This is a genomic window from Reyranella sp. (assembly GCF_036558665.1).
GTDB lineage: Bacteria > Pseudomonadota > Alphaproteobacteria > Reyranellales > Reyranellaceae > Reyranella.
The window spans coordinates 1-9,921 of sequence record NZ_DATBFE010000165.1; the positions used below are offsets into that span (position 1 = coordinate 1).

General features: G+C 68.3%; 12 protein-coding genes. 2 read left to right on the forward strand and 10 right to left on the reverse strand.

Annotated elements, in window-relative coordinates; all coding sequences use genetic code 11:
* The 7 genes from VH499_RS23695 to VH499_RS23725 form a co-directional block, all read right to left on the reverse strand.
* On the reverse strand, window positions 1-198 hold a 198-nt coding region (locus VH499_RS23695), incomplete at its 3' end, for a hypothetical protein (RefSeq protein ID WP_332055238.1).
* A gap of 1 nt (window position 199) precedes the next feature.
* Complete coding sequence (locus tag VH499_RS23700; RefSeq protein WP_414709833.1) at window positions 200-1,027, reverse strand: DUF169 domain-containing protein; 828 nt, start codon at window positions 1,025-1,027, stop codon at window positions 200-202.
* Window positions 1,028-1,049: 22 nt separating this feature from the next.
* Window positions 1,050-1,787: an SDR family oxidoreductase gene (locus tag VH499_RS23705; RefSeq protein WP_332055239.1), complete on the reverse strand. Its 738-nt coding sequence runs from the start codon at window positions 1,785-1,787 to the stop codon at window positions 1,050-1,052.
* On the reverse strand, window positions 1,780-2,568 hold the full coding sequence (locus tag VH499_RS23710) for an alpha/beta hydrolase (RefSeq protein WP_332055240.1): 789 nt from the start codon (window positions 2,566-2,568) through the stop codon (window positions 1,780-1,782). Before VH499_RS23710 ends, VH499_RS23705 begins: the two co-directional genes overlap by 8 nt.
* Window positions 2,565-3,866 carry an O-acetylhomoserine aminocarboxypropyltransferase gene (locus VH499_RS23715; RefSeq protein WP_332055241.1) on the reverse strand — a complete coding sequence of 434 codons (1,302 nt, stop codon included), beginning with the start codon at window positions 3,864-3,866 and terminating at the stop codon, window positions 2,565-2,567. The genes VH499_RS23710 and VH499_RS23715 overlap by 4 nt, the downstream gene beginning before the upstream one ends.
* A 9-nt stretch (window positions 3,867-3,875) precedes the next feature.
* On the reverse strand, window positions 3,876-4,661 hold the full coding sequence (locus tag VH499_RS23720) for a 3-hydroxybutyrate dehydrogenase (RefSeq protein ID WP_332055242.1): 786 nt from the start codon (window positions 4,659-4,661) through the stop codon (window positions 3,876-3,878).
* A 4-nt stretch (window positions 4,662-4,665) separates the two neighbouring features.
* The gene (locus VH499_RS23725) at window positions 4,666-4,854 is read right to left on the reverse strand and encodes a DUF1192 domain-containing protein (RefSeq protein WP_332055243.1); all 189 of its coding nucleotides are present in this window, start codon (window positions 4,852-4,854) and stop codon (window positions 4,666-4,668) included.
* A 66-nt stretch (window positions 4,855-4,920) separates the two neighbouring features.
* Here VH499_RS23725 and VH499_RS23730 point away from each other — a divergent pair, with 66 nt between their 5' ends.
* The gene (locus tag VH499_RS23730; protein WP_332055244.1) at window positions 4,921-5,913 is read left to right on the forward strand and encodes an NAD(P)H-quinone oxidoreductase; all 993 of its coding nucleotides are present in this window, start codon (window positions 4,921-4,923) and stop codon (window positions 5,911-5,913) included.
* A 28-nt stretch (window positions 5,914-5,941) separates the two neighbouring features.
* On the opposite strand, the gene VH499_RS23735 is transcribed toward VH499_RS23730, so the two are convergent.
* Both VH499_RS23735 and VH499_RS23740 read right to left on the reverse strand, forming a co-directional pair.
* On the reverse strand, window positions 5,942-6,601 hold the full coding sequence (locus VH499_RS23735) for a DUF1013 domain-containing protein (protein WP_332055245.1): 660 nt from the start codon (window positions 6,599-6,601) through the stop codon (window positions 5,942-5,944).
* Window positions 6,602-6,737: 136 nt separating this feature from the next.
* The gene (locus tag VH499_RS23740) at window positions 6,738-7,706 is read right to left on the reverse strand and encodes an OmpA family protein (protein ID WP_332055246.1); all 969 of its coding nucleotides are present in this window, start codon (window positions 7,704-7,706) and stop codon (window positions 6,738-6,740) included.
* Between the two features lie 507 nt (window positions 7,707-8,213).
* Between VH499_RS23740 and VH499_RS23745 the strand changes: the two genes are divergently transcribed.
* Window positions 8,214-9,005 (forward strand): enoyl-CoA hydratase-related protein, encoded by a 792-nt coding sequence (locus VH499_RS23745; protein ID WP_332055247.1) that lies wholly within the window; start codon window positions 8,214-8,216, stop codon window positions 9,003-9,005.
* 6 nt (window positions 9,006-9,011) lie between these two features.
* On the opposite strand, the gene VH499_RS23750 is transcribed toward VH499_RS23745, so the two are convergent.
* Window positions 9,012-9,921: MBL fold metallo-hydrolase (locus VH499_RS23750; RefSeq protein ID WP_332055248.1), on the reverse strand; the 910-nt coding region annotated here is incomplete at its 5' end.

Sequence of the window (9,921 nt, forward strand, 5' to 3'; positions counted from 1 at the left end):
CATGAACCAGAACGGTCGTTGCCGGAGCTGATCGAGCGAGCGGCGCAAGGCCGCCTCGCTTTCCGGCGGCGCGCCGAAGACCAGCGTGAAATGCGGGCCGATCAGGTCGGCCTCGCCCGGATGATATCGCGCCCGCAGCCGCCGGAGCGCGGTGTCGTCGGCCTCGCTCAGCACGGGCCAGGCGACGACGAACAGCACGTCAGCCGTAGCTTTTCGCCATGCCGAAAGCGGGGTCCATCGCCGCGCCGTAGGGCGGGAACGGATAGCGCAAGCCGTTCTTGCCGAGATGGCCCATGCCCTCGACCGCGCGCAGGAACTCGTCGGGCGGGCAGGCCATCAGGAGCTCGTCGTCGGCCACGCCGCCGTAGCGGCGCTCGGCGTAGCAGGGCAGCGACAGCGAGGTCTGCCGCGTCGCCAGCGCGCGGCCCCAGGAATCGGCGCAGGCGCTCTCGCCCGTCACCGTGAAGTCGTAGCGGCGATAGCGGTGATACTGCAGGCCGTTGATGAAATAGATCATCTGGCCCGGCGTGCCGTAGAACAGGCAGATGTCCGGCGGATCGAGGCGCGCCGAGCGCAGCGGCGAGACGACGAGACCGTTGTAGGTGCCGTCCGGCACCCGCGGCATCTGCGCCTGGTGCGCGGCCGACGCCTCCTTGTTGCCGAACCACACGCCGTTCATGTGGTCGCCCGAGAGAAAGCCCTCGCCCGGATGATTGAGTCCGACGACGCCGCCGCAATTGCCGCCGCGCGTATTGTCGACGGTGATGCCGAGCGTGAAGCCGTACCAGCGCGACTGGGTCACCATCTGGCACATGGTGAACTTGAAGCCCTCGGTCGGCTTGCGCACGCCCGGGATCTTTTCCATGTCGGCGGGATCCTCGAACAGCCTCATGCCGATCGGCTGGGTGCGGATGCGCAGCAGCTCGATCAGCCCGGCGCTCGCGTCGGCCAGCATCTTGCCGTCGATCTTCTCGGGCGGGGTCCAGGGCGCGGTCTTGTAGCCCGGCGGCAAGGTCTGCACGTTCATGGTGTCCTCCGTCGCGTTGGCCTCAGGTCAGGTTCAGTCCGCCGTCGGCGATGACGATCTCGCCCGTAACGTAGTCGTTGGCGCAGAGCGCTGCCACAAGGTCGGCGATGTCCTCCGGTTTCGCAGGTCGCTTCATGGGCGACCTCGTCTTCCAGGTCTCGAGCATGTCCGGCCAGCCGGCCGTCATCGGCGTCTCGACCAGGCCTGGCGCCACCGCGTTGACGCGAATGTCCGGTCCGAGCGAGAGCGCGAGCAGCCTGGTCACGTGGTGCAAGGCCGCCTTGGAGGCGGCATAGGGGATCGACGAGCCCTTGGGCCGCACGCCGGCATGGGTGCCGATATTGACGATGCAACCCGGGTGGCCGCCGGCCGCCGCCTGGCGAAGCGCTGCCTCCGCCTCGGCCACGAGCACGAACGGCGCGATCAGGTTGACGTCGAGCATCTGCCGCCACAGCGCCGGCGTCGCCGCCTTGAGGTCGCCGTGCGGGATGCGGATCGAGAGACCCGCATTGTTGACCAGCACGTCGAGCCGGCCGTGCTGCTTCAGGACGGCCCCGACCAGGGCGCGGGCGGCGGTCTCGTCGCCGAGGTCGGCCCGGTGGTAGCTCGCACCCTTCAGTTCCGATGCCATGCGCTTGCCGGCATCCGCCGAACTGCGCGAATGCAGGGCCACGACGTAGCCGTCGCGCGACAACCGGCGCGCGATGGCGGCGCCGATGCCGGAGGTCGAGCCGGTGACCAGCGCGACGCGGTCAGACACAGGATTGCAGCGCCGCGAGCGTCTCGTCCGGTCGCTCGACCATCATGAAGTGCCCGGAGGCGGCGACGATGACCGTCCTCGCGCCGGCGAGCGCCGCGGTCAGCGGTTTCGCCTTGGCGGCGGGAGTCATGAGATCGCCGTCGCCCAGCACCAGCACCGCCGGACATCGGATCGTTGCCGCGCGCTCCAGCGCGTCCTTGTAGGCGTTGCAGGCGGCGAGATCGGCATGGATCACGTCCGGCCTGTTGCGCGCCAGGACCGAGAGCGACTCGCGCCGCAGCCACAGGCCGGGCGAGACCATGCCGCCCTTGTGCAGCGCGTCGCCCACGCCCCAGAAGGTCATCAGCTCCTGGACCTTGAGCGTGTTGGCCTTGGCCGACTCGAGCATCTCCGGATGCACCGGCATCCCGGCCGCCACTCCGCACAAGCCGAGTGCCCGCACCTTCGCGCCATGACGGGCGGCGCAGTCGAGCGCCACCAGCGCACCCATGGAATGGCCGACGAGAGCGGCGGTCCGCAGCCCCGCCGCCTCAATCAGCGCCGCCGTCCAGTCGGCCATGGCGGCGATGCTGGTGAGCATCGGCCCGTCCGACCAGCCGTGCGCCGGGAAATCGACCGCCAGCACGCTCCTGCCGTGATGGGCGAACCAGCGGGTCTGCAGCCGCCACACCGTGCGATCGAAACCCGCGCCATGGAGAAAGATCACCGCCGCCTTCGCCGGATCGAAGGCCACGCCGCCGGTGGTCGCGAAGACGTCGCGACCGTCGACCTCGAGCTTCATGACACGGCCTTCTGCGAGGCGCGCAGCGCCTGGCCGAGGTCGTCGAGCAGATCGTCCGCATCCTCGAGCCCGACCGACAGCCTGATCATGCCTTCGCCGATGCCGGCCGCCTGCAGCGCCGCGGCATCGAGCTGGGCGTGCGTCGTCGAGGCGGGATGGATCACCAGCGACTTGGCGTCGCCCACGTTGGCGAGGTGCGAGAAGAGCTTCAGCCGCTCGATGAAGCGCCGGCCCGCTTCCCTCCCTCCCCTGATGTCGAAGCTGAAGATCGAGCCCGCGCCCCGGGGCAGCAGCTTCTTCGCCAGCTCATGGTCGGGATGGTCGGCCAGCTCCGGCGAGGCGATGCGCTCGACCGCCGGGTTGCCCTTCAGGAAGGCGATCACCTTGCGCGCGTTCTCGACGTGGCGCGCCATGCGCAGCGGCAGCGTCTCCAGCCCCTGCAGCAGATAGAAGGCGGTCTGCGGCGCCATGCACGAGCCGAAGTCGCGCACGCCCTCGGTGCGCGCGCGCATGATGAAGGCGTGCGGCCCGAACTCCTCGGTGAAATCGATGCCGTGGTACCCGGCGTAGGGCTCGGTGAGGGTCGGGAACTTGCCCGAGGCTTCCCAGTCGAAGCGGCCGGACTCGACGAGCACGCCGCCGATCGCCACGCCATGGCCGCCGATGAACTTGGTCGCCGAGTGGAAGACGATGTCGGCGCCCAGCGTCAGCGGCCGGCACAGTGCCGGCGAGGCGAAGGTGTTGTCGATCATGAGCGGGATCTTCGCGGCATGGGCGATCGCCGCGATCCGCGGGATGTCGAGCACCTCGCCGCCGGGATTGCCAATCGTCTCGCCCAGCACGAGACGCGTCTCGGGCCGGATCGCCCGCGCGAAGCCGTCGTGGTCGCGCGGATTGACGAACGTCGTCTCGATGCCGAAGCGCGGCAGGGTAAGGCCCAGCATGTTGCGCGTGCCGCCATAGAGCGAGGTCGAGGCAACGATGTGCCCGCCCGCGCCCATCAGCGTGGCGATGGCGATGTGCAGCGCCGCCTGCCCGCTCGCCACGCCGAGCGCGCCCGATCCCTCCTCCAGCGCCGCCACGCGCTCCTCGAACACCGCCACCGTCGGATTGGAGATGCGGCTGTAGATGTGGCCGCCGACCTCGAGGTTGAACAGGCTCGCCGCATGATCGACGTCGCGGAAGACGTAGGACGTCGTCTGGTAGATCGGCACGGCGCGCGCGCCGGTCGCCGGGTCGGGATGCTGGCCGGCGTGCAGGGCCAGCGTATCGGGCTTCAGGAACTTGGCTTCGGCCACGGTCGATCCTTACTGGGCGGTCCAGCCGCCATCGGAAACGAGCTCCGCGCCCTGCATGTTGGAGGCGGTGTCGGAGGCGAGGAAGAGAGCGAGCCCCGCGATCTGGTCGGGGCGGGTGAACTGCACCTGGGGCTGCTTGTCGGCCAGCAGGTCGTGGTTGGCCTTCTCGACCGTGATGTTCTCGGCCTTGGCGCGGGCCTCGATCTGGGCCTGCACCAGGGGCGTCAGCACCCAGCCGGGACAGATGGCGTTGCAGGTGACGCCGGTGTCGGCGCATTCGATGCCCACCACCTTGGTCAGCCCGACGACGCCGTGCTTGGCGGCGACGTAGGCCGCCTTGTTCGCCGAGGCGACGAGGCCGTGCGTGCTTGCGATATTGACGATGCGTCCCCATTTCCTCGCCTTCATCAGCGGCAGGGCGGCGTGGATGGCGTGGAACGTCGCGCTGAGATTGACCGCGATGATGGCGTCCCACTTCTCCGCCGGGAACTGCTCGACCGGCGCCGTGAACTGGATGCCGGCATTGTTGACCAGGATGTCGACGCCGCCGAACGCGGCCTTCGTCCTGGCGACGAGGTCGGCGATCTCGGCGGGCTTGCTCATGTCGGCGCCGTTGTACTCGACCTCGACGCCGTTCTTCTTCGCCATCTGCTCGCGCTGCCGCGCGATCGCCGCCGGCTCGCCGAAGCCGTTCAGCATGACGTTGCAGCCTTGGGCGGCGAAAGCTTCAGCGATGGCCTGCCCGATCCCGCTCGTCGAGCCGGTGACGATGGCCGATTTACCCTTCAACGACATGAACTCACCTTTTGAATATCGACGCGGCCGCCGAGGCGTGGCTCTGCTTGGCCTTGATCTTGGCCTCCACGCGCTCGATCTCGGCCCTCAGGACCGCGACGTACTCCTTCAGGTCCTCGACGTTCATCTCGTCGAGGTTCAGGGGCTTCGTCTTCTTGTGGCGGGGATCGAGATCGTCGAGGTCGAAGGCCATGGCGCGGCTCCACGGAAGCGGCTAATTGAGACCTAGCATCGCTCCCCCCGATCCGAAAGGCCGCCCATGAGCGCACTTCCCGCGACGATGATGTGTGTCGAGATCAGGACTCCCGGCGGGCCGGAGGCGCTGGTGCCGGCGCAGCGTCCGGTGCCGCAGCCACGGCACGGCGAGCTGCTAATCAAGGTCGCGGCGAGCGGCGTCAATCGCCCCGATCTCGCGCAGCGCGCCGGCAGCTATCCGCCGCCGCCGGGCGCCTCGGATCTTCCCGGCCTCGAGGCGGCCGGCACCGTCGCCGCGCTCGGTCCGGGCGTGAGCGGCTGGAGCGTGGGCGATGCGCTGTGCGCGCTGACGCCGGGCGGCTCGTATGCCGAGTATTGCACCGTCCCCGCGCCGCAATGCCTGCCGCCGCCCAGGGGCTTCGACATGCTGCACGCCGCGGCGCTGCCCGAGAACTACTTCACGGTCTGGCACAACCTCTTCGAACGCGGCCGGCTCGGCCCCGGCGAGTCGGTGCTGATCCATGGCGGCGCGAGCGGCATCGGCACGACGGCGATCCAGCTTGCCAAGGCGTTCGGCGCGACCGTCTTCACCACCGTGCGCAACGCGCAGAAGGCCGAGGCGGTGGTCAGGCTCGGCGCCGATCACGCGGTGATCTACAAGGACAACGACTGGGCGGCCGAGGTGAAGAAGCTGTCGGGCGGCGTCGATGTCGTGCTCGACATGGTGGCGGGCGACTATCTGCCGAAGAACCTGCAGCTTCTGAAACAGGACGGGCGCTGCGTGGTGATCGCCCTGCAGGGCGGCGCCACGGCCACGATCAGCGCCGGCCTCGTGATGGTGAACCGCCTCACGCTCACCGGCTCGACGCTCCGGCCGCAGAGCGTGGAGAACAAGGGCCGCATGGCGCGCGGCCTCCAGGAAAAGGTCTGGCCGCTACTGGAAAGCGGCAAGGTCCGTCCGATCCTCTACAAGACCTTTCCGCTCAAGGAAGCGGCGGCCGCGCACGCCGAGCTCGAGCGCGCCGATCATGTCGGCAAGGTGATGCTGACGGTGTGAGCGGCCCGACGGCCGAAGGCGTCCGCCCTCAACTATGCTGCTCGTTGGCGTTCGCCGGCGGCGCGACGTCGGGCTGGTCGGCTTCGGCCGGATCGACGGCATTCGTTTCCGCCTGCGGATCGATCGGCGGAAGGCCTGCCTTCTTGCGTGCGGCGTCCTCGCGCGCGGCCTTGCGGCGGGCGCGGTCGACGGCGTCGTTCAGGTCCTTGAGCGTGCACAGCCCGAGCGTCACCGGATCGCGTGCCCGCACGTTCTGCATGTTCCAGTGCGTGCGATCGCGCACCGACTGGACGGTGCTCTTGGTCGAGCCGACCAGCTTGGCGACCTGGCTGTCCTGCAGCTCGGGATGGACCTTCAGCAGCCAGGCAATGGCGTCGGGACGATCCTGGCGCTTGGCGACCGGCGTGTAGCGCGGCCCCTTGGAGCGCGCCACGGGCTCGGGCACGTCGCGCGGGCTGAGCTTCAGCCGGCCGGCCGGATCGGTCTCGCAGCGCTTGATCTCTTCCTTGGTGAGCTGGCCGTTGGTGGTGGGATCGAGGCCGGTCATGCCGCCCGCGACCTCGCCATCGGCAATCGCCTGGATCTCGAGCGGATGCAGACCGGTGAAGGCCGAGATCTGGTCGAACGTCAGGGTCGTGTTCTCGACGAGCCAGACGGCCGTCGCCTTGGGCATCAACACTTGCGGCATGAATTTGCTCTCCTGCGCCCGGATATAGAGACCCCGCCAGCGCCCGCCAACCCGAAAAGCGCCCGCCACAAAGGGAACAAAAAGAAACGGCCGGGAGTTACCCGGCCGTCCCTGATCGTCGAAGTTCCGGATCGGACTACTGGATCACGATCACGACGCGGCGGTTCTGCGGCTCGCGCACGCCGTCCGCGGTCGGAACCAGCGGATCGGCCTCGCCCCTGCCGACGACCGAGATCGCCGTGGCCGGCACGCCGTCGCGCACCAGAGCGTCCTTGACCGCATTCGCACGGCGCAGCGACAGCGCCATGTTGTAGTTCTCCGGGCCCGACCGGTCGGTATGGCCGGTCGCGGTGATGCGGGCGTTACCCTTCGCCTTGTAGGCGTCGGCCGCCTGCTTGATCGTGTTCAGGGCCTGGGCCGACAGGTTCGAGCGGTCCCAGTCGAAGAACACCATGAACGAGGGCGCGGCCACCGGCGGCGGCGGCGGCGGCGCGGCCATGGCCGGCGCACCGAACTTGACCTGCAGGCCGAGCATCACGCTGAAGTTGTTGTTGCTGTAGGCACCGAACGCCGTGTTGGGGTTCGTCGTGCCGTAGTAGCGGCCGTCGAGGTTGATGCGGAAGTTCGTATCGACGTTCCAGCCGAGGCCGATGATGCCCTGGTAGGCGAACACCGTGTTGCTGAGCGACGAGGTATTGCCCGTCCCGTCGAAGCCGTCGACGAAGCCGATGCCGGCGCCGGCGCCGATGTACGGCGTGATCACCGCACCGGGCGCGAAGTCGTACAGCAGGTTCACGAGGACGCCGACCTGGTCGATGTTGCGGCTGGTGTTGGCGAAGCCGAACGATACCGGGCCGCTCACGTTCGCCGAGTTCTGGCGGAACACGCCTTCCAACTCGACGCGCGGGCCGACGAAGTCGTAGCCGATCACGCCACCGGCCGCCCAGCCGGTCTGGGGCGAGATGTTGAAGCCGCCGGCGTTGGTGTTCAGCAGCCAGTTCAGGCCGCCTTCCGCACCGATATAGAAGCCAGACGACGGTGTTTGCGCCTGGGCCATGACCGGCAACGCGACGAGCGCCGCAGCAGCCACAAGTGCCTTTTTCATGAGTTCTTCCCCTCGTTGTAAAACTGACGAGCGTTGGCGGGGCTGGGGTGTGTCCAACTCCGCGGCGACTATACACACCGCCTTTGATGCAGTGCAAGGAGCCGGGCGTTTTCGCGGCGACCCTGTGGCCGTCGCGCAACAGTCTTGCGCAGCGTCCGTGAGGCCGATTCCCGCCCGCCGGAGGCCTCCCCACATCTCGTGTTACCGCAGCGCAAACCGAGTGATCCGCCACCATATGTTGCGGTTGCGAAGCTGCCCTCGACGATGGCCGCAAGCCGGTCTTCGCTCCTCAGATTTTACATCAATGCCGCGTCGTAATTCAATCTTGTCAACGTCAGGTAAAGCGGCGGCGATGCGTTTAAAACGGGGACTGCGCCCCTGCCGCCTTCGTCCGCGTTCGCCACTGAGTTGCACGGCTCTTCGCCGCCTGCGCGCCATTTTGTGTCGCTGGCGGCGCCGCGCTGCGCTAAACCGCCGTTCACGGCAACGCGACGAGGAAAGCGCGATATGGGTCAATACAGCAAGGTCGAGACCGAGGGCCGCCTCCTGACCGTCACCATCAATCGGCCGGAGGTCTACAACGCCTGCCATCCGATGGCGAACCAGGAGCTGGTCGACGCCTTCGACGAGTTCCAGGCCAATCCCGACCTCTGGGTGGCGATCATCACCGGCGCCGGCGACAAGGCCTTCTGCGCCGGCAACGACCTGAAATACCATGCCGAGCAGCAGGCCCGGACCGGCAAGCGGCCGGTCCATCCCCTCAAGGGCTTCGGCGGGCTGACCAACCGCCACGATCTCGACAAGCCGGTGATCGCCGCCGTGAACGGCGTCGCCATGGGCGGCGGGTTCGAGATCGCGCTCGCCTGCGACCTCATCATCGCCTCGGACAAGGCGACCTTCGCCCTGCCCGAGCCGCGGGTCGGATTGGCCGCCGGCGCCGGCGGCATGCAGCGGCTGTCGCGCATGATCCCGCTCAAGAAGGCGATGGGCATGATGCTGACCGGCCGCCACGTCCCGGCGAAAGAGGGTTATGAGCTGGGCTTCGTCACCGAGGTGGTACCACATGCCGAGCTGATGACGGCCGCCAGGCGCTGGGCCAGCGAGATCCTCGCCTGCTCGCCGATGTCGGTGCGCGCCACCAAGCAGGTGGTCATGCGCTCGCTCGACACGCCGGCGCTCGAGGTCGCGATGCACAACCTGCACTATCCCGCCTTCGTCGCCATGACGCGGAGCGAGGACACGATCGAGGGCCCGAAGGCCTTCGCCGAGAAGCGCAAGCCCGACTGGAAGGGACGCTAGGCAGAGTCAGTTCACCCGCCCGCGCGCATTGTCGAAATCCCAGTCGAGCGCGAAGCGGTCGCCCCTCGCCTTCACATAGGCGGCGTGGGGCGGCGCGAAGTGGGCCGGCATCAGGAGCGCGCCCTGCTCGGCGCAATCGGCCAGCAGGGTGTGGCGGCTGCGGCGCGCGAGCTCGCGGTCCTCGCAGAAGCAGCTGTTCCATGTCCACAGCGGCACCTGCACCGGGTTGTGCAGCGCATCGCCGGCAAAGATCGCGCGCTTGCCGCGCGACTCGAGATCGAGGCGGATCTGGCCCGGCGTGTGGCCGGGCGCGGGCTTCAGGGTGAAGCAGCCGCACATGCCGTGCTCGCCGGCGACGAACTCCGCCTTCTTCGCCTCGACGACCGGCAACACCGAATCGTTGTAGGTGTTGACCTGATACGCCTCGGTCTCCGGCTTCTTCGCCAGCGCCGCCCAGTGGTCGTGATCGGCGCGCGACATCACGTAGCGGGCGTTGGCGAAGGTCGGCACCCATTTGCCGTTCTCGAGCCGCGTGTTCCAGCCGACGTGATCGACATGGAGGTGCGTGCACATCACGAAGTCGATCTGCTCGGGCTGCACCCCGGCCTCGCGCAGCCGCTCGAGATAGCTCGTGTTCAGCATGTCGAAGCGCGGCATGCCCGGCCGCGGCTTGTGGTTGCCGCTGCAGGCGTCGATCAGGATCGTGTACTTGCCGGTGCGCACCAGCCACGAATGGATCGACGTCACCAGCCGCCCGCTCTCCGGCTGGTAGTAGCCGGGCGCGAGCCACTGCTGCTGGCCGGCGAAGGTCTCGGCGTCGAACTCGGGAAAGAAGTCCCGGGCCGGAAAGCCCGGCCCCATCTGCTCCTCGATGCGCGTCACCCGCACGTCGCCGATATGTCGGTCCTGCATCGTC

Coding starts and splice junctions, on each gene's coding strand:
- VH499_RS23745 (WP_332055247.1), top strand. CDS start 8,214: ATGGGTCAATACAGCAAGGTCGAGACCGAGGGCCGCCTCCTGACCGTC.
- VH499_RS23725 (WP_332055243.1), bottom strand. CDS start 4,854: ATGGCCTTCGACCTCGACGATCTCGATCCCCGCCACAAGAAGACGAAG.
- VH499_RS23730 (WP_332055244.1), top strand. CDS start 4,921: ATGAGCGCACTTCCCGCGACGATGATGTGTGTCGAGATCAGGACTCCC.
- VH499_RS23700 (WP_414709833.1), bottom strand. CDS start 1,027: ATGAACGTGCAGACCTTGCCGCCGGGCTACAAGACCGCGCCCTGGACC.
- VH499_RS23720 (WP_332055242.1), bottom strand. CDS start 4,661: ATGTCGTTGAAGGGTAAATCGGCCATCGTCACCGGCTCGACGAGCGGG.
- VH499_RS23735 (WP_332055245.1), bottom strand. CDS start 6,601: ATGCCGCAAGTGTTGATGCCCAAGGCGACGGCCGTCTGGCTCGTCGAG.
- VH499_RS23740 (WP_332055246.1), bottom strand. CDS start 7,706: ATGAAAAAGGCACTTGTGGCTGCTGCGGCGCTCGTCGCGTTGCCGGTC.
- VH499_RS23710 (WP_332055240.1), bottom strand. CDS start 2,568: ATGAAGCTCGAGGTCGACGGTCGCGACGTCTTCGCGACCACCGGCGGC.